The organism is Lyngbya sp. CCAP 1446/10 (assembly GCF_026130175.1).
GTDB lineage: Bacteria > Cyanobacteriota > Cyanobacteriia > Cyanobacteriales > Microcoleaceae > Microcoleus.
On sequence record NZ_JAIGNI010000010.1, the window covers coordinates 20,600 to 38,686 of the forward strand.

Annotated in this window: 17 protein-coding genes; 4 read left to right on the forward strand and 13 right to left on the reverse strand. The window is 45.8% G+C overall.

Going from position 1 to position 18,087, the window contains the following annotated elements; translation table 11 throughout:
- The first annotated feature begins 36 nt into the window (after positions 1–36).
- Positions 37–2,073, forward strand: a complete 2,037-nt coding sequence (locus tag K4039_RS06735; protein WP_265234371.1) for a S8 family serine peptidase — start codon at positions 37–39, stop codon at positions 2,071–2,073.
- Between the two features lie 135 nt (positions 2,074–2,208).
- Here the strand turns inward: K4039_RS06735 and K4039_RS06740 are convergent, their stop codons facing one another.
- From K4039_RS06740 to K4039_RS06765, 6 genes are all read right to left on the reverse strand, one after another.
- Positions 2,209–2,688 (reverse strand): hypothetical protein, encoded by a 480-nt coding sequence (locus K4039_RS06740; protein WP_265234372.1) that lies wholly within the window; start codon positions 2,686–2,688, stop codon positions 2,209–2,211.
- A gap of 172 nt (positions 2,689–2,860) precedes the next feature.
- Positions 2,861–4,531 (reverse strand): glycosyltransferase family 39 protein, encoded by a 1,671-nt coding sequence (locus K4039_RS06745; protein WP_265234373.1) that lies wholly within the window; start codon positions 4,529–4,531, stop codon positions 2,861–2,863.
- A 257-nt stretch (positions 4,532–4,788) separates the two neighbouring features.
- Positions 4,789–7,764, reverse strand: coding sequence for an L-glutamate gamma-semialdehyde dehydrogenase (pruA, locus tag K4039_RS06750; protein ID WP_265234375.1), 2,976 nt, complete (start codon positions 7,762–7,764; stop codon positions 4,789–4,791).
- Between the two features lie 81 nt (positions 7,765–7,845).
- On the reverse strand, positions 7,846–8,781 hold the full coding sequence (locus K4039_RS06755; protein ID WP_265234376.1) for a hypothetical protein: 936 nt from the start codon (positions 8,779–8,781) through the stop codon (positions 7,846–7,848).
- Between the two features lie 95 nt (positions 8,782–8,876).
- Complete coding sequence (locus tag K4039_RS06760) at positions 8,877–9,221, reverse strand: DUF5615 family PIN-like protein (RefSeq protein ID WP_265234377.1); 345 nt, start codon at positions 9,219–9,221, stop codon at positions 8,877–8,879.
- 4 nt (positions 9,222–9,225) lie between these two features.
- Positions 9,226–9,552 (reverse strand): DUF433 domain-containing protein, encoded by a 327-nt coding sequence (locus tag K4039_RS06765; protein ID WP_265234378.1) that lies wholly within the window; start codon positions 9,550–9,552, stop codon positions 9,226–9,228.
- 101 nt (positions 9,553–9,653) lie between these two features.
- Between K4039_RS06765 and K4039_RS06770 the strand changes: the two genes are divergently transcribed.
- Positions 9,654–9,839 (forward strand): hypothetical protein, encoded by a 186-nt coding sequence (locus K4039_RS06770; protein WP_265234379.1) that lies wholly within the window; start codon positions 9,654–9,656, stop codon positions 9,837–9,839.
- Here the strand turns inward: K4039_RS06770 and K4039_RS06775 are convergent.
- Both K4039_RS06775 and K4039_RS06780 read right to left on the reverse strand, forming a co-directional pair.
- Positions 9,829–12,456, reverse strand: a complete 2,628-nt coding sequence (locus tag K4039_RS06775; protein ID WP_265234380.1) for a protein-arginine deiminase family protein — start codon at positions 12,454–12,456, stop codon at positions 9,829–9,831. The two genes, K4039_RS06770 and K4039_RS06775, sit on opposite strands and share 11 nt — an antisense overlap.
- Positions 12,457–12,665: 209 nt before the next feature.
- A complete protein-coding gene (locus K4039_RS06780; protein WP_265234381.1) occupies positions 12,666–12,995 on the reverse strand; it encodes a DUF433 domain-containing protein in 330 nt (109 codons plus the stop codon).
- A gap of 371 nt (positions 12,996–13,366) precedes the next feature.
- Here K4039_RS06780 and K4039_RS06785 point away from each other — a divergent pair, with 371 nt between their 5' ends.
- Complete coding sequence (locus K4039_RS06785; protein ID WP_265234382.1) at positions 13,367–13,714, forward strand: hypothetical protein; 348 nt, start codon at positions 13,367–13,369, stop codon at positions 13,712–13,714.
- A gap of 20 nt (positions 13,715–13,734) precedes the next feature.
- Here the strand turns inward: K4039_RS06785 and K4039_RS06790 are convergent, their stop codons facing one another.
- From K4039_RS06790 to K4039_RS06800, 3 genes are all read right to left on the reverse strand, one after another.
- Positions 13,735–14,430, reverse strand: coding sequence for a hypothetical protein (locus K4039_RS06790; protein WP_265234383.1), 696 nt, complete (start codon positions 14,428–14,430; stop codon positions 13,735–13,737).
- A 190-nt stretch (positions 14,431–14,620) separates the two neighbouring features.
- Positions 14,621–15,211: a PIN domain-containing protein gene (locus K4039_RS06795; protein ID WP_265234384.1), complete on the reverse strand. Its 591-nt coding sequence runs from the start codon at positions 15,209–15,211 to the stop codon at positions 14,621–14,623.
- On the reverse strand, positions 15,189–15,668 hold the full coding sequence (locus K4039_RS06800; protein WP_265234385.1) for an excisionase family DNA-binding protein: 480 nt from the start codon (positions 15,666–15,668) through the stop codon (positions 15,189–15,191). The genes K4039_RS06795 and K4039_RS06800 overlap by 23 nt, the downstream gene beginning before the upstream one ends.
- Positions 15,669–15,888: 220 nt before the next feature.
- Between K4039_RS06800 and K4039_RS06805 the strand changes: the two genes are divergently transcribed.
- Complete coding sequence (locus K4039_RS06805) at positions 15,889–16,086, forward strand: type II toxin-antitoxin system HicB family antitoxin (RefSeq protein ID WP_265234386.1); 198 nt, start codon at positions 15,889–15,891, stop codon at positions 16,084–16,086.
- A 290-nt stretch (positions 16,087–16,376) separates the two neighbouring features.
- On the opposite strand, the gene K4039_RS06810 is transcribed toward K4039_RS06805, so the two are convergent.
- A complete protein-coding gene (locus K4039_RS06810) occupies positions 16,377–17,786 on the reverse strand; it encodes an NAD(P)(+) transhydrogenase (Re/Si-specific) subunit beta (RefSeq protein WP_265234387.1) in 1,410 nt (469 codons plus the stop codon).
- Positions 17,783–18,076: an NAD(P) transhydrogenase subunit alpha gene (locus tag K4039_RS06815; protein ID WP_106150865.1), complete on the reverse strand. Its 294-nt coding sequence runs from the start codon at positions 18,074–18,076 to the stop codon at positions 17,783–17,785. The genes K4039_RS06810 and K4039_RS06815 overlap by 4 nt, the downstream gene beginning before the upstream one ends.
- Positions 18,077–18,087: the final 11 nt, after the last annotated feature.

Below are 18,087 nucleotides of genomic sequence, written 5' to 3' on the forward strand. Positions count from 1 at the left end.
AAATTTAGATTGATTTTATCTAAGGAGTAAATTTCTATGCCCGGCCCGAGCCCTGACGGTCTTTCCTATCTTTTAGATGATAGCCCCAATAGTTTCGCATTAACTCCGGGCTTTTTGACTCCTTATCCTAACGGACTTTTTGCCCTCGGAGGTAACGATTTTATTGTCGGTTCCTCGGATGCCGATCGCCTCAACGGTGATAATGGTAATGACAGACTCCTCGGCGGTGGCAATTTCGATACACTCTTCGGTGGTGTCGGGAATGACTTGCTTAACGGCGGTACCGGCAACGACTTGCTGTTTGGCGGCAAGGGCAGCGATACCTTGCAGGGAGGTAGGGGAGATGATGCCCTCTACGCCGGCAACGGTAGCGACGTTTTAGTGGGCGATGGGGGCAAAGATACGCTGACAGGGGGTTTGGGCGCAGATACCTTTGTCCTCCGCAGCAACTCCCCAGTCTCCGATCCGGCTGTTGCAGACCTGATTACTGACTTTAACAGTTTTGAGGATGCGATCGGACTAACCGACAATCTTACCGAAGCAGACCTCACTTTGGAAGCAGTTGCGGACACTCCCAATACAGTAATTAAAATTCGTCAATCCGGTGCTATTTTAGGCGAAGTCGCCAACACATCTCCACAAAACCTCAGCGGTAAATTCATCTCTGCAAATACCGTATTAAGCAACCAACTCAGCCAAGCCCGCGATTTAGGCGTTTTGAGCAGCACTCAAACCATCGCCGACTCGGTTAGCAATGCTCGCCCAGACAACCTTTACCGCTTTACTTTGCCTGCAAATAACGACTTTCAATTAACTGTCAGCGGTTTTAGTGCCGATGTTGACGTGGCCGTGATTAAAGATATTAATGGCGACAATTCTATTGACTTTACCGATATTATTGCTTCTGCTAAAGAATCGGGTTTATCGCCAGAATCTATCGATCTCAAAAATTTGGCACCCGGAACATACTTTGTCCGAGTTTATCAAAACCAAGGTAATACAAATTTTACCCTAAATTTATCTGCAACTCCTGCCAATATTGTTCCTGAAAATCCCAGCAACTCACCGGATTTTGACTCTCGTTCTGGGTTCGGTTTGGTGAATGCGGCGGCGGCAGTTGCTAAAGCTCAAGGTGTTGCAACTTTTCCTGATGTTCCCGACTTGGGCGGCGACGAGTGGGGCAGAGACTTAATTAAGGCTCCAGAAGTTTGGGCGAAGGGCTTGACTGGAGACGGCATTGTTGTAGCAATTATCGACAGCGGAGTTGACTACAATCACCCGGATTTAACGGGGAATATTTGGAGTAATGGTGGGGAAAATGGCGTAGATCCGACTGGTAGAAATAAAGCTAGCAACGGCGTAGATGATGATGGCAATGGCTTTGTTGACGATTTCCGGGGATGGGATTTTGCCAACAACGATAATGACCCGATGGATGATAACAGCCACGGTACTCATATCTCTGGTTTACTTGCTGCAAAAAGAGATGGAGTGGGAATAACTGGAACGGCTCCGACTGCGAAGATTATGCCTTTGAAAATACTCAATAGCACAGGAGTAGGCAAAATTTCAGATGAAATTAACGCGATTAATTACGCGGTGGCAAATGGTGCGAAAATCATTAATATTAGTTTTGGCGGTCAACAGATCAACGATCGCGAATTGAGTGTAATTCGAGCGGCGGAAGCTAAAGGTGTGGTAGTGATTTCGGCGGCAGGAAATGATGCGCGCCCGGAGGTAGATTATCCGGCTAAGTTTGCGAATGAGGTAGGAATTGCTGTCGGTGCTGTTAACCGCAACGGCTTGTTTACAGATTATTCTAACCGGGCGGGATCAGACACAATTAGTTATTTTGTGGCTCCGGGCGGCGATGGTGGCAGGGCCGATGCTGGGGACGTTTATTCAACTGTGCCACTCTCTCAACCTGGGGTTCCCTATCGATATTTTGCTGGTACTTCGATGGGAGTGCCACACGTATCTGGGGTGATAGCTTTGATGTTGCAAGCCAATCCGAGTCTGACTCCTGCTCAAATTAAGCAGATTCTGGCGGAAACTGCCAATCGATCGGTTTAAATTCCATTTGTGCTACCCGCGACGTGCAACACCATCACAAGGTGCGCAATGCGCACCTTGAGTCAGCGAAGGCGGACTTCGTTTGTGTAGGGGTGGTTTCAACCGCCGACTTCGTTTGTGTAGCCGAGTCCGATCTTAATAATTGGCGGCGTAAGTCAAGTCAAATTGGCGGCACAGAGTGATGCAGCAATAATTTGGTCGATCGAATACTAACTCGTAATTCATCTCGCCATCTATTTTGGTAATCGGCTGCTTTAAAGGGATGCCGTGAATGTCGTATTGGCGGCGTTCTAAGGCACTCCAGTCGATAATTTTGAAGTCGATTTGGTTCTGCAACTCACTTGCGATCAGATAGAGGTGCATCTTGTCTTGAACTTTCCCAGTCAGGGGAATTTTCATTAACACTGACTGAGTGACAAGGGGTTTTTGGTCGTTGGGATGCTTCTGAGTGTGGCAGCTTTTGAGTTCGATATCGTAAGGTTCTACCTTAAATTTCTCTCCATTGGCGATCGCAGACGAGTGTAAGTCTTTCAGGGATTTTTCTAGGTGAGGAATCAGCCCTAAGTCTGGATCGCACAGCAGTCTGCGAATATTCGATGTTTCAGTGACTGTCATTTGAGATTTTTGATGTTATTTTTGTTATTCTTAATTTCTAGTCTACCGCGAAACGCAGCCATATTGAACTCTACTCTAGACATACTTCCCAAAATTCAGTTTCTTGGCAGTCTGTCGCGGTGAACCAGACATTTTTGGAAATCAACCAGTTTTTCGCCTTAATCCTTGCAGATTATTTTTTAGTAATTTTCCATAGATTGAGCTCGACATTACCAACCGCCGGATCTATTTGATAGTTTTGCTGTTCAATTGCCGATCGCAAAGTTGAGGACGGTCTGTATAAAAACAAGTCGCCGAAACCGCCGGGAATTTTCGGTGGTTCAGGTTTTTTCCGTGCCAATTCTCGATTTTTGTAGCAAGAAGTATAACAGCGCGGTTCTATTAGCAATTTGACTTGTGGTTGCAAGCGATAACTCAAAGGCATGATGTATGCGATATTCGCATCGCTGATCATCAGGGGATTTCTAGCTTGATTCACAGTGCTAGCTACTTCCAATTCCGCGCGCAACCAACCGCTGCCTTTATTCCACCAACTATCGGCTTGAGAACTAATTCCCGCCGATATAATTCCGACCGAAAACAGTGCAATTGTCACTACTCTCCACAGTTTTTGCTGCTGGAAACTAGCCAAATTGTTGCTAATTTTGGCAGACAGCAGGTAAGCAACTGCTAGCTGAATTCCCACATAACATGGAACTAAATATCGCGGATTTGTCGATCGCCTTCCACCTTTTAGTATATCAGGCACTGCTAAAAACAAAGCGGTTGTGGCAATTATTAACAAGATCAGTAACCAAACCCGTTTTGGTGTATGTCGGTACAGAAAATAAATCGCATAGCCGACTAAAGCTACAATCATTATGCCAACTGGAATTACCAAGGCTAGTTGTGTGACGTTGGCAGTGCCATCAATGCCAATATCAAAAAATCCTATGCTGATTGAACCAACCCACCTGCTAACTAATCTTAAGAGATTTTTCTGTTCTGCCCATACTGTTGTACTTCTAACTTGATTGAAGTTTTCTACAGTATTTACGAGAGAAGGCATGAAGCCGATTAAGGCCACCATTGCTGCTGCATAATAGGCAATAAATGTTTTAACGTCGCGCCAGTTGGCAATGACTGCGACGTAGATTGCATGGGCGGCGGCGACGCAGACAAATAACAAGTGGGTGTACAGTCCCATTGCTGCTGTGACTGCGTAAAGTGCCCAGCGAGAAACCAGCAAAATTGAATTTTGAGTTAAGTCAGGGCGCATTGCTCGCAGCAACGCTGCACTGGATAAAATGGTAGTTAATGTCCACAAACTGTACTGTCTGGCTTCTTGGGCAAATAGGATGTGGTAGGGAGAAATTGCGAAAATTGCGATCGCCATCCACCCTACTGCTGATGATTCAAACAACTCCCAAGCCAGCCAATAAATAGCGGGAAATACTAGCAAGCTAATCACGGCGGCTAAACTTCTCATTGCTGCAATCGAAGTGCCGAACCATTGCGCCCAAAATCGCGCTAGTATGTAATACAGTGGCGGGTGTTGGGGGTCTTCGGTTACTAAAGAATGTAGTGTGTCAGTTAAAGTTTTTTCGGCATTGATCTGCTGGTATTTTTGTAAATCGGAGGGCAAGGTTATTTTCTGGTACGAAATTTGTTTGAGCATTGCGGCTTCGGTGTAGCCAGAAACCCTCAAAGAAGTATAGGTTTCGTCAATCCAGTAAAATTTGCGATCGAGATTTCCGAAGCGAAATAAAATGCCGATCGCCAATACTGCTATAATTAAAAATTTCAGCCACTTGTTAAGTAAAAAATTGTGAGAATTTAGTCGATCGCGATTTTCAACTTCCATTTTATAACTAGCTAATCTCGCAGAAATTTTTTGTTATTACCCTAGCCGTAAGGTGCGCCGAAGAGCACCATACAAAAACTGAAACAATTGAAAAATCTCGCTTTTATCCGAGGCTAGATCCCCCTAAATCCCTCGAAAGCAAGGGGGACTTTGATCAGAATCTTGTTCCCCCCTTAAGAAGGCGGGCTAGGGGGGATCTGGCCTCGGCGGTAAACAGCAGTCTATGAGTACGTTTGACGTTAAGTTAACACCAATGATTAATCGTCTACTCCTTCAATCGGCGCAAAACCTTGCCGCTGAATATTCTCGGTGATAGTGCGCGGTTCGAGGAATTGCAGCAAATAATCCGGGCCGCCAGCTTTGGAACCAACACCCGAAAGTTTGAATCCTCCGAAAGGTTGGCGCGATACCACTGCGCCAGTAATTCCGCGATTGATGTACAGGTTTCCGACTTCAAAATCAGCTTGGGCGCGATCGATATGCGAAGGTGTGCGAGAATACAATCCGCCGGTTAAAGCAAAATTTGTGCCGTTAGCAATGGTAATCGCTTCGCTGAAATTCTTTGCCCGAATCACCGACAAAACCGGGCCAAAAATTTCTTCTTGGGCGATAGTTGCAGTCGGGGATACTTCCGTAACAATGACTGGGCCGACAAAATAGCCAGTTTCTGGTGCGGCCATTTCTAAGGCTATTTTAGCTTCAGCGCGGCCTTTTTCGATGTATTCGCGGATGCGCGACTGGGCGGTAGCATCGATTACAGGCCCGACTTGAGTGCCGGGATTTTCGGCTGCACCGACATTGAGCGATCGCGTGGCTTCTATCAATCTTTCCACAAAAGCATCGTACACCGACTCGACCACAATTACTCGCGAACAAGCAGAACATTTTTGGCCGCTGTATCCAAATGCCGAATAAACTACGCCTGCAACTGCTTGGTCTAAATCCGCACTTTCATCAACAATAATGGCATTCTTGCCGCCCATTTCCGCAATTACTCGCTTCAGGTGTTTTTGGCCAGGTTGCAAAATCGCAGCATCCGCATAAATCTGACAGCCAACTTCCTGAGAACCGGTGAAGGTAATCATGTGAACGTCTGGGTGTTTTACCATGTAAGCGCCGACGGTTGAACCTTTGCAAGGCACGTATTGAAATACGCCTTTAGGAATCCCCGCTTCTAGCAAAATCTCCGCTATTTTAGCCGCAATTACTGAGGAAAATTCCGCAGGTTTGAGCAAAGTACAGTTACCTGCAACTAGCGATGCAACTGTCATGCCGACGGGAATTGCGAGGGGGAAATTCCAAGGGGAAATAATCAAAGAAATGCCGCGAGGCTGATAAGTATAGCGGTTGTTTTCTCCGGCTACATCGTAATTTTGCCCTTGTTCCAACCGTTCCATTTCGTCGGCGTAGTAGCGACAGAAATCAATGGCTTCCGAGACTTCGGCATCGCATTCTCTGACTGGTTTGCCGACTTCAAACACCATCCAAGCTGATAGTTCGTGCCGCCGTTGTTCCATCAATTCTGCGGCTTTGCGGAGGACTCCGGCGCGCTGGCGGACGGGGGTTTTCCGCCAACTTGTGGAGGCTGCTTTGGCTGCTTCTAGGGCTTGTTTGGCTTGTGCTTCGGATAGCAATCCGATTTTACCGACTACTTCTTCGGGATTGGAAGGGTTGAGCGAATTAACGGTTGTTTCGGTGTTTTGGTATTCGCCATCGATTAGCGGTAAGTAGGTTTTACCTAGGTTGGCGCGCACTGATTTGATGGCTGCTTCTGCTTGTTGCCGCAATTTGGTATTGGCGTAGTCGGTATCGGCGACGTTGGGGAATACTTTGCTGTAAACTAGCTGGTCGTTGCCATTGGCTACTGGGGCGGCTAATAATTGGTCGATCGGCATTTCTTCGGAACTTTGCCGAATAAACGAACTGTTGGCGGTATTTTCCAGCAACCGGCGGATCAAATAAGCCATGCCTGGGAGCAAATCGCCGTAGGGGCAGTAGACTCGGACGCGATAACCTCGATCGACCAAAAGCTTGGCCAATTTGTCCCCCATACCATAGAGCACCTGCATTTCAAAGCGGCGACGTGGTATGTTGAGAGTTTCGGCAATGGCGATCGCCCTGGCTTGCGATCGCACGTTGTGACTGGCAATTGCAGCATACAAATATTCGTGATTTTCCAGCAGCAACTGAGTCATCTGCTCGAAATTTGCATCCGTAGCAACTTTATCATTATAGACAGGCTGCGGCCAATCTTTCTGCATCGCCTTGATAGTTTCCTGATCCCAGTAAGCACCTTTTACCACACGCACCGTTACCGGATTTCCGCGTTTTTTTGCCCAAGCAATAATGCCTTGCAAATCTTGTTTGCTATCGCGCAAATATGCCTGCATTGTAATTCCAACATCTGTGCGACTGCGGAACTCTTCCTCTAACAATAAGTCTTTCAGAATACTGAGAGTTAAACTCTTGTATGCGTACTGTTCCATGTCGAAATGAACAGCCGATCCCAATTCCTTCGCGCGCCGCAATAACAAGCGAATTCTCTCGCTGACTTTCTCCTCGCTGCCTTTAGCATCCAGCGGATCAAACTGAGAATAAAAAGCAGTTAATTTGACAGATACTTGCACTCGCGGCAGAGTTTCGCCATCAGCCTTGTCAATTGCATCTACCTGCGACCAATTCTTTGCTGCACTGGTCAATTCCGTCATCAATTCCAAATAGCGATTCAGATAAACTTGCGCCTCAGTTTCGGTAATTACAGCTTCCCCCAAAAGGTCAACTGTAAAACCCATTTTATCTTTGCGAAGTCGCTCTAAGGTTTTAATTACCTGCTTGATATTTTCCCCAGAAATATACTTGTGCGCCAGAGTTTCCACCGCAGGCGCAACCGTCGTCGCAGCCAATTGGCCGGGAACCGAATCAGCGTTAGCAAAGCTGAGCAATTTTTTCAATGCTTCCGGCAATTCTACCTCTTCCACAGTCAGGTATTCTTGCAAGTGGCGGGCAATTTCCGGCTTGCTGCGGAGGGCGGGCAAACAGTCAATAAATCGAAACAATTGCACCCGCAGTCCGGGGCTAGCCATTGCCCAATCCATCAGTTTGTCGTCCCAGCGCATTTGGTCTTGCAGTTGACCAAAAAACGATCGCTTTTTGTCTTGAGTCGCCTTCAGGATTTCTTTAGCTATTTCCTGAGTCTTTGCTTCGTAGATGCTTGGAGATACTTGTGCGACCATTGGTAATTAGTAATTAGTAATTGGTAATTGGCGGGGCGGGTTGATATATTTGGCAACTACCGCCCGATACGATTATACTTACTATTTTACTTCTATTTGAACAACGTAGTTTGCTTGGCGATCGCCCGAAATTTCAATAGTATAATCGCCGCTGCTTGGTAGCTGACCTTGCCACTGACTCGTGCTATCTGCCGTGCCGATTGTTTCACCGTTAGGAGCAATGATTGCCGCGTTAACTTGACTTTCTTGAACCTTGATTGTCATGCTTTGGCCGCTATTGCATTCTACCAAGTAGCGCTTGGATATATTGGCTCGCAAACTATTGTTGAGAGTAGTTCCCGTAGCACCTGCTGGAAAGTTAACTCGCTCAGTTACAGGGGTTTCCACCGCAGCGGGAGAAGGAGAGGGAGAAGGGTTCGGCAACGGCGAAGCAAGTGGCGGAACGCCTGAGAGCGAGGGAATTGGAGTCTGAGTGCCCAACGGAGGGATGGTGAGGGGCAGTGTCTGCTGGGGTGCTGGGGGAAGTCCGGGCCGGCGGTTGAGGCGCGCTGCCGGGACAGGTGGAGGGCTTTCCCGCAGTGGTACGTCAGCGGGCAGTCTGATTTGAATATTCGCTCTTTCCTGATACATTTTCCACGCGAGGAAACTGCCGAGACTGAGCACGGAACCGACTAACATTCCGCTGAGAAAAACAGCCAAAATTTGCCAAATTCGAGTTGGTTTCGGTTCGGAATTTGCTGTCTGATTTAATTGAGTTGGGTGATTTTCATAATCAATAGTTGCTGGTGTGATTTCGGCAGCTATTGGAAAAGTTTCTGGTTCGCTTGTTGTGGCTATAATATCTTCTCTGACGGCAATTTCAGTCGGAGTTTCTGCTGGTTCGGGATTAGCAGTTAAAGTATCTTCGGCTGGGGCAATTTCCATCGGAGTTTCTGCTGGTTCGGAATCTGCATCGAAACTGGCAATCGTTTCCGGTTGCTGAGTCAGAATTTGATTATTTTCCGGTTGGTCACTCATGGGGATAAAATTCTAGTATAAAGATTGCTTTTGAGCATTTTACGTTATTTGTGCGTTCGATCGCCATTTGCGAAGTTTAGGTAAATATATGATATTTATCGAGATGGACGATTGACTCGAACCAGCCTCCCTCTTAATGTTTCCAAATTAGAAATAGCGTCCGAAATTCGTGTAGCCATCCTCTGTCTATTCTGCTGATCGTCTTTACAGACAATGATACCAGCATGATTAGGTAGTGAAGCGTGAAGTCGAATAAAATCGATACGATTGAGTGTCAAAACTGCCCGTTCGTTTGTGACGGCAAAAGCCAGGACATCTTCATCAGGAATGCCCAGATTTGCATTCCTCGCTTCTTGTACAGTCAGCACATCGTGACCTAGGGCGCGAAGTAATTCAACTACTATCCTAGGGAATTGTTCATCTGCGTACAAAAGTGCCATAATATTAGTCTATATCATTCAACTTAATTGCTGATTCAATTTCGTCAGGAAATGCTTCAGCATAAGCCCAAGCGTTCTTCAAGTCGCTAGCACTAATGTGTGGATAATCTGCTAAAAGTTGAGCGTCAGTCGCGCCTAATCGACGAGACTCTACCAATCCCCAAACAGAAATTCGAGTCCCTGCAATCCTGGCATTACCGCCGACTACACCGGGAGTTTTTTCAATTCCCTGCCAAGCGTTAGCTAAACTTTGAGCTAATATCTGTATTGCGCGAGCTTTTTCAGGCGGAGTCAGGGAAAGCAGTTGTGGTTCTAATTCTTTTAGTGTCATAGTTAATTAGGGATTGGGCTGCTGGGAATTTCAGATCTCTATTATAGCTATCGGGCGGTTTCAACCGCTTTTTTTGACCTCTAACTCGACAAACAAAGTCCATGTCAAACGGAGTAAAAAATCGCGGTAGGGTGCGTCGCTCATATATTGTCGTACATTACCGGGACGATCGCAGCGACGCACCCTACTTTTACTCGCGGTGGGTGCGTCGCTCATATATTGTCGTACATTACCGGGATTATCGCAGCGACGCACCCTACTTTTACCGCAAAACACTCAATTATTAGGTAAAGACTGCCAAAAAGGCTGCAGTTCAGGCTTCCTCACAGTATTCGTCGCCGACTGCACGTTTCCTTTCAATTCTTGATAATAGCTATCATCCAGAAAACTCACACTAACACCAGCGGTCAGCAGCAATTGACGCAATCTTTCTTGAGTGTAATCTAGACCGTCAATCATCGGGCCGCGGGGATTAGAAACTAACAATTTGCCGTTGACTGGTACCGAATTGACCATATTCGGCCACCAAGCATAACCGCTGTAGCCAAACATCGCTGGAACTTGAACGATTTGGTCGTCTGTCAGTGAAAACTCTCTTTTCAACTTGTCTAAAATCGGGTTAATTTTCTGCCTTTGCAAATTGAGATTGTGTTGAATTAAAGCTTGATTTTTCAAGGCGGCGTTGACTGTAGTTTCATTGCTCAAACCGCGATTGATAATAACCTCGCCGTAACCTTTCCCCGCCAATTCTTCTAACAGCTTTACTCCGGCTTCTGGACTGGCGATCGCCATTAGATATTTTCCGGGAATTTGACTGGGAATAAAATTGATAATTTCATCGACTTGGCGAGTCAAAAGCCAAGAAGTATCAATATCCACCGCAGGCCCTTGAATTCTTTGAGCTTGAATAAAATCAAGTACCTCTGGATTAAAACTCGCATTCCCCGAATTCCCGTAATAAACTCGACCCATTGGGTATCCGGGAATCGGCGGTGTCACCTGCAAATTTCCGTAGCCATTTGACCACTGACTTACAGGGTTATCGTCGCGAGAGTTACCAATTTTAATCACTCTCAAATTACGCTCTTGATTTGATTTATCTGGCGGGTTTTTGTCGGGTTCGTCATTGCTTTTGAGAGCGACATTCAATTGGCGTACATCAGATTTTTCGGGAAGTTGAATGTAGCCGTTTTTCTGAATATTTTGCATCCAAGCATTATCGCCCTGGATAATTTTTAATTGAGCGCCAGTAGGTTCTACTGCTTGTTTTAGCTGCGAGATGAATTCACTGTTGGCCGCGCCTCTGTCGCTGACTTGAACTTCTGTTACTGGTGCGGTATTGGCTGGTATTATCCAAGGACTGACACCCATTTGGATGGTGGTGGCGGCGATTTGTTGACCGTTATTTTCGGCAGTTGCTTTGAGATTGACTTTACCGTTCCAATTGCGATCGGCAAATTGTTTTGCTTCGACACCTAAAACAATATTCGTGCTAAAAACGAGTGGTTTTGTACCGGATATATCTACAGCTTGCCATCCCTCACCTATTTTCTGAAAAACGTTGATATGAGGGCTAGCAATGCTATCAGCAGTGATAAATAATTGAGAGGTTTTGAAGCTTTCAGATAAACTTAAGTTAACTTGAGAAAGCATGGCTGCGCGGCGGGGGACGCTAACTTTGGTTTGTTTCCAAGTGGCTATTTTTGTGCGCTCGCTTTTGGGATCGTTAAACACAATGAGCGCGCCACTAGACAATGACCATTGTTCTTTTCCGGCTTCGTCTAGTTGATTAATTTCGCCGTCTCTGTTAGTATCTCCCGCAAAAAAGAAGTTTGTCGGCGAGGCTGCGGGCGCTACAGGGGCTGGAGTTGCTGTTGCGGTTGATTCAGGAGTTGGTTGAGGAGTTGCTTGCTGATTTATTTCTAATTGTTGTCTTTGTTGTTCTTTTAGGGCGAGTTCTTGCTTTTCTAATTCTTGTCTGGTGAGTTCTTTTAGTGCTAATTCTTGCCTTTCTTGTGCTTGGCGGGCGAGTTCTTGTTTTTCTAATTCTTGGCGGGCGAGTTCTTGTTTTTCTTGTTCTTGGCGGGCGAGTTCTTGGCGGACTAATTCTTGTTTTTCTCGTTCTTGGCGGGCGAGTTCTTGGCGGGCTAATTCTTGTTTTTCTCGTTCTTGGCGGATTACTTCTTGTCTAGCAAATTCTTGTCTTTCTAATTCTTGGCGGGCGAGCTCTTTTTTCTCTTGTTCTTTTCTCTCTATTTCTCGGCGGGCGAATTCTTTTTTCTCTTGCTCTTTGCGGGCGATTTCTCTTACCCGTTCTTCCTCGGCTCTAATTTTCTGTACAGAACGTGCTACTTGCCATTCGTAGGTAGCGACAGTGAGGTTTCCTTGATATTCGATGGTTTTGTCGATCGCCCGCTCAGCCAAAAAAGAACCGTGGGGAATGAGTCGCAGGTGGTCGAGTGCGATTTGCCACAGGCGTTGTGACTCTTCCCAAGTAGCAGGGTCGGCTTTAGAAGTGCGTCCAATTACAACAGCTCTGGCCGCTATTTTAGCAGCATCGTCCCAATTATTTTTAGCTCTTTCTTCTGTTTCAATCTGACTTTGAGCGTTTTGGAGTTTCTCAGCCAGATTTTTGGATTCCTGGCGGTACCAATGTTCTGGGGAAAACAGGTTGCTGTCGGGATTTTTCGCGCTGTTATCTAATTCTACCTTGAGGCGATCGCGCAATTTGTAGAGTTCCGGGAGCGATTGCGGAGTGTCGCCGTCTGTCTGTCGCCCTGAGAGTGTGAGTTGGTAATTTAGGGAAGGTTGAGCGACTGTTGCGGGCACAGCAACCCAAATAATACCGATGACGACACCGAAAGTATTCACAATGGCGATCGTAATATAGTTAACCCAGCGCATATAGTTAATCCTCTGACTCCCAGATAATTCTACCTAATCTTGGTGCATTTAGTCAGATTTTACGGTGATTTGGGCGAATAGGACTTAGCATGGGGCCGAGAAACCGGGTTTTTCGCAAAAATACTTTGTTACTACCGACAGATTAGATAAAAAACCCGGTTTCTTTGTCGGAGTCGGTAAGTTCTGTTATGGGAAATTTGCGCCATGTTTTATGCTGCTTCATTTCTAGCTATTGCTGTTTCAATTTCTTCTGGGTAAGCATCAGCATAAGCCCAAGCATTGACTAAATCTGCTGCACTCAAATGGGGAAAGTCTTGCAAAATTCGCCCATCATTTGCACCCAGATGGCGATAATTTACTAACGACCAAACGGGTATGCGAGTATTGCCAACACAAGCATCACCGCCGCCGCACACGCCAGGAGTTTTTTTAATGCCTAGCGAACTATTGCTTACTGTTTGAAGTAAAAATTCTATAGCTGCTGCTTTGTCTGCTGAATTTAAAGATGCTAAATTGACTTTTAATTCGGTTATTGTCACAGTTAACACCTCGTTTTTATAGGAAGGTCTGTTTAATATTTTAGCTCGCAACTTTCTTCATGTCTAGCTATTTATTAGCTCGATTATAGCGCTTGAATCAGTACGATCGCCGGTTTCGCTGCCACATCTCGGCAATACTGATTCCTTACCCGTAGCTGCGACTTGAAAAAAATGGTATTATTGTATTAATGTGCGATCGGGAAAATCATACACCGCTATTGTAGAAATTATTCGCAGGAATTACGCACTCAAACCAAAGAAACCGGGTTTTTCAGGGAATCTGTGGCTGTGTACGAAGTATTTCGCAAAAAACCCGGTTTCTGGCTTCTCATTCAATTATTCCCTTTCTCCTTAACAGGGAGGTAAATATCGTGAAAACGCGCTATTATTTCCTAATTTTTACCATTATTGGATTGTCCTTAACAAGCTGCGGACAACCGAAGTTATTTCAAGAAGTCGATCGCACATTTAAAAAGAGTAATGCGATCGAACAACACAATTTTAACTTGCAAGCGGACGATCGAACGGTCGATCGAACTAACAACATCCAAGCAAGTCCGAAGAGTGGGAAGTTCGATCGAACTACCAACTCACCGGAAGAAAGTGCGATCGTGTTAGGAATTTTCGGGTTTTGTTTGATGTGTTATTTATTAGTTTGGAAGTTTCGCGGGAGGGAAGAAGCTAACAGGATGCTGAGAAGAATCAGAAGAGTAAAATGAGAATAGATACTTGCTAAACCTCATTTTTTCTTAGTGCGGTTGCGTTTTCTCGATTCAGCCGCCGTATTTTTTGCTTTTTTTTGCTTTTCTTTACTTGCCTTAGAGTCATTGACAGCACTAACACTTATCGGTTGGCTGGAAAATCCCGATGTATCGGAGTTTTTAGCTGCCATTATAGGAGCAATGCTAGCATTATATATCTCCTGAAATTGTGTGAGACCTTCCCCCGTACTCATATCAAACCCTGCTTGATGACCGAGCGTTACAAAGGATTTGGCAAATCCAAATTTAGAGGAATCTTCCATAATCTCCTTAAATTCCGACTCGATATCCCGCAGGTATTTGATAATTGAAGTGGCATTTCGCAGTTTAAATTCTCGCTTCAAAAATTGCCATAACGCCAATAATTCTGGGATAGCATTTTCACCTTCTTCCGGCGAAAGCAAACTCACTTTCCTGGGAAACAACTCTTCGACTACAGTTGCCACATCTTCCACTTTCATGCGAGGCAGCGTAAAACCTTCATAGCCGAAACCGTAATAAATGAACTGCGAGATCCAAAATCCAACGTCTGGATAAGCTTTACAGTATTCTTCTCCTTCGGGAGAATTGACAAATAGCTCGATTAGCGTTTCCTGATAATCTTCCAGGAGCGGTTCTGCATCGTCATAATCTAGGCCGTCTAGTTGGCGGATGTTAAAAGGTTTATCTGACATAGTTGAAAAGTTTTTAATTTAATTGACTTTAGCTCTAAGGTTAGTACAATTTTTGCCGATCTATTAATTCTTTAGGATTTTATTATATTTAAATATCTCTGTTCGCAGGTATATTTGACTAGCACCGGTCGCCCGTGACTATTTAAACCAAGCTAGCATGGCATAGGGCGATCGCCCTTTCATCATCCCTCTACAAAATATTCTCATAATAACGTTGAATCCTATCAGCAAAAACCGGAACTTCCTCCCTCAACCTGACAAGTAATTCATCAACCGTCAGCGGTGGATTTTTCAAATCCTCAGCTTGCTGCGAGACCAAATTAGCCATCAAATCCGGCGCAACCTCATAAAGTCGATTCAGAAAAACATCAGGGTGCAGCGCCACAATACCCCAAGAATTGAGAGACTCTGGAGGAAAATCTCTGAGGTTAGACGTAACAATAACTTGAGCTTTCGCAATTACCGCAGCCGCCGCGACATGGCGATCGCCCGGATCGTTAGTCATCTGCAGAATCAAATCCTCCGGGACTTCAACCATTGCATTTGGAAAAGCTTCCTTAAGTGCAGCCTCGAAACGCGCAGCCTTCTGACTCGTCATCCTTCCAGTATTAACAAGATTGCGAGTTGCACCAGCTAAAATCTCTTCCGACCAATATAGATCGTATAACCCATCTTCGGCAGCGCGAAATAGCGTGTCGCGCAAGTACATAGGAAAAATTACACAGGAATCCAAGACAACAGGATAGGGAGTCAGCCTGCTAGCTGTATACTCTACTCTCATTGAGTTCCTCTTCTTGGCTAAACTCGGCTAATTCTCTCAAAATTTCGCGGCGTTTAACAGTACGCTGCTTTTTATATGCCATTAAATCTCCTAAAAAAATTCGCCGTTCAGAGCCTACTTTCACATACTTAATCGCCCCTTCTGCTAACAGTTTCATCAAAAATGCTTGCGATACATTCAGCAAAATAGCAGCTTCTTCAACAGTCATATCTGGCTCGATCGGCACTAAAGACACGGCTCTACCAGCAGCCATTAAATGTGCAGCTTGACACAATAATTGATAGAGCGATTCAGGAAGTGTGATTTCTTCCCCGCCAATTTGCACAACGTTCACTTTTAATGTCTCAGAATCATCATTTTCTATCTTGAGAGATAGCGTTTTATCCAACAATTTGATAGCTATGGTTTCTTCTTCTGTCGGTAAAACCGGATCTAGGAGTATTTTTTGCCTGTTCATGGAAATGTTTCCTGAATTGGTTTAATGCTATTATAGTATATAGAATAGTCCTGGAGATGGGCGCCCAGAAACCGGGTTTTTCAGGAAAATACTTCGTTGCTACCGACAGATTAGGTAAAAACCCGGTTTCTTCGTCGGAGTGCGTAAGTCCTGTAGAGATGCGATATAATATCAAGTAAAACTATAATTGTTTGAGCTTAGCCGTCCGCCACTTCAAATTATGAAGTCAACACAACAGTTTACAGCAATCATTGAACGAGAAGGTGACGGATATGTATCCCTTTGCCCAGAACTTGATATTGCCAGCCAAGGTGACAATATAGAAGAAGCCCGACGGAATCTGATTGAGGCGCTAGAACTATTTTTTGAGACAGCAGATCCTTCTGAAGTAAAGAATCGGCAGATACTCGGCGATTGAAATCGCGACTACACAAACAAAGTCGGCCTCCGCCGACTGAAGAATAACGAAGACTCGGCGATTGAAATCGCGACTACACTAACGAAGTCGGCCTCCGCCGACTGAAGAATATTGATACCAAATTAGGCTTAAATACCCGCTTATTTCCTTAGTCCGCGAAGGCGGACTTTGTTTGTGTAGACGCGGTTTCAACCGCCGAGTAATCTCTAAAGAAACCGGGTTTTTCATCAAATCTATCGACTACAGCGAAATATTTTCGTAAAAAAACCCGGTTTCTCGGCCTCGCAATCCTACAACTGCTTCACCTCAGCAACCAACTTCGCCACCACATCCTTAGCGCTACCAAACAACATCATCGTCTTATCCTTATAAAACAACTCATTGTCAACACCAGAAAAACCAGCACTCATCCCGCGCTTAATCACGATCGTATGCTTAGCCCTATCAACCTCCAAAATCGGCATCCCGTAAATCGGGCTCGCCGTATCGTGGCGCGCCGCCGGATTCACCACATCATTCGCCCCGATTACCAAAGCAACATCGGTTTCGTCAAATTGCGGGTTGATATCGTCCATATCGTACAACTGCGGATAAGGCACGTTTGCTTCCGCCAACAACACATTCATGTGCCCCGGCATCCGCCCAGCCACCGGGTGAATCGCGTATTTCACGTCAACACCCATTTTTTCCAAACCGTCGGCTAACTCGCGTACTGCGTGCTGGGCTTGCGCTACAGCCATCCCGTAACCCGGAATAATTACCACCGATCGCGCATAGCCTAACATCATCGCACTTTCTTCGAGATTGATGCTGCGAACAGTTTTGTCGATCGCCCCACCAGCAACAGCCCCAGCAGTCGCACTACCGCCACCGCCACCAAATGCGCCAAACAGCACACTAGAGATCGATCGATTCATCGCCTTACACATGATCTGCGTCAAAATGATTCCCGACGCGCCCACAAGTGCCCCAGCAATGATTAGCATATTGTTCATCAAAATGAACCCAGCCACACTCGCCGCAATCCCCGAATAAGAGTTAAGCAGCGACACCACCACCGGCATATCACCACCACCAATCGGTAGCACAAACATGATCCCCAGGATATTAGAAATAGCCACCAAACCTAGGAATACCGGCACATCCTCCGGGTGAAACACCATATAACCGCTGCCGGCTAAAAGCGCGATCGCCAGCATCGCATTAAACGGCTGTTGAAACGGAAACGAAATCGGAGCACCCGGTAGCAATTCTTGCAGTTTTGCAAACGCCACAAGGCTACCAGTAAACGTAATTCCGCCGATTAACACGCCCAAAAGGATCGTAATCGTCGTATCGGGCGCAGGCGATTGCGAGATGCTGAGATAGCGCCAGAATTCGCCCACAGCAACAAGTGCAGAAGCCGCGCCCCCGAAACCGTTAAGCAAACCCACCATCTGCGGCATATCCGTCATTGCAACGGTTTTCGCCATAATTGTTCCCACAATGGAACCGATGATGATGCCGACAGCAATCAATTCGTAGCTGATAACTTGCCTTTCGAGTAAAGTACCGACGATCGCAATAAACATCCCGATCGCAGCTAACACGTTTCCTTGACGCGCAGTAGCCGGGGAACCCAATTGTTTCAAACCGACGATAAATAAAGATGCGGCCACTAGATAGCCTAGCTGAATGCCACTGGGCAGAAAATCGCTCACGCTTTAACCTCTTTTTTCTTGAACATTTGCAGCATTCGATCGGTGACTAAGAAACCGGCAACAACGTTAATTGTGGCTAGGGCGATCGCGATCGTCCCCAAAATCGAAGTAACAGTCACATTTCCCTGGCCCGAAATCAGAATTGCGCCTAAAACCGCAATTCCCGAAATCGCATTCGATCCCGACATCAAAGGTGTGTGCAGCGTCGGAGGGACTTTGTTAATTACTTCAAATCCCACAAAAGACGCTAGAGTAAACACCACTAAACCTGCAATCAATCCTTCTGCCATAACAATTGGTA

What these genes read in the sequence shown, in the direction of transcription:
- K4039_RS06760 (WP_265234377.1), bottom strand. Translation starts at nt 9,221, where the DNA reads ATGGCACTTTTGTACGCAGATGAACAATTCCCTAGGATAGTAGTTGAA.
- K4039_RS06775 (WP_265234380.1), bottom strand. Translation starts at nt 12,456, where the DNA reads ATGCGCTGGGTTAACTATATTACGATCGCCATTGTGAATACTTTCGGT.
- K4039_RS06735 (WP_265234371.1), top strand. Translation starts at nt 37, where the DNA reads ATGCCCGGCCCGAGCCCTGACGGTCTTTCCTATCTTTTAGATGATAGC.
- K4039_RS06790 (WP_265234383.1), bottom strand. Translation starts at nt 14,430, where the DNA reads ATGTCAGATAAACCTTTTAACATCCGCCAACTAGACGGCCTAGATTAT.
- K4039_RS06795 (WP_265234384.1), bottom strand. Translation starts at nt 15,211, where the DNA reads ATGAGAGTAGAGTATACAGCTAGCAGGCTGACTCCCTATCCTGTTGTC.
- K4039_RS06740 (WP_265234372.1), bottom strand. Translation starts at nt 2,688, where the DNA reads ATGACAGTCACTGAAACATCGAATATTCGCAGACTGCTGTGCGATCCA.
- K4039_RS06765 (WP_265234378.1), bottom strand. Translation starts at nt 9,552, where the DNA reads ATGACACTAAAAGAATTAGAACCACAACTGCTTTCCCTGACTCCGCCT.
- K4039_RS06745 (WP_265234373.1), bottom strand. Translation starts at nt 4,531, where the DNA reads ATGGAAGTTGAAAATCGCGATCGACTAAATTCTCACAATTTTTTACTT.
- K4039_RS06755 (WP_265234376.1), bottom strand. Translation starts at nt 8,781, where the DNA reads ATGAGTGACCAACCGGAAAATAATCAAATTCTGACTCAGCAACCGGAA.
- K4039_RS06800 (WP_265234385.1), bottom strand. Translation starts at nt 15,668, where the DNA reads ATGAACAGGCAAAAAATACTCCTAGATCCGGTTTTACCGACAGAAGAA.
- pruA (WP_265234375.1), bottom strand. Translation starts at nt 7,764, where the DNA reads ATGGTCGCACAAGTATCTCCAAGCATCTACGAAGCAAAGACTCAGGAA.
- K4039_RS06815 (WP_106150865.1), bottom strand. Translation starts at nt 18,076, where the DNA reads ATGGCAGAAGGATTGATTGCAGGTTTAGTGGTGTTTACTCTAGCGTCT.
- K4039_RS06770 (WP_265234379.1), top strand. Translation starts at nt 9,654, where the DNA reads ATGTCAAACGGAGTAAAAAATCGCGGTAGGGTGCGTCGCTCATATATT.
- K4039_RS06805 (WP_265234386.1), top strand. Translation starts at nt 15,889, where the DNA reads ATGAAGTCAACACAACAGTTTACAGCAATCATTGAACGAGAAGGTGAC.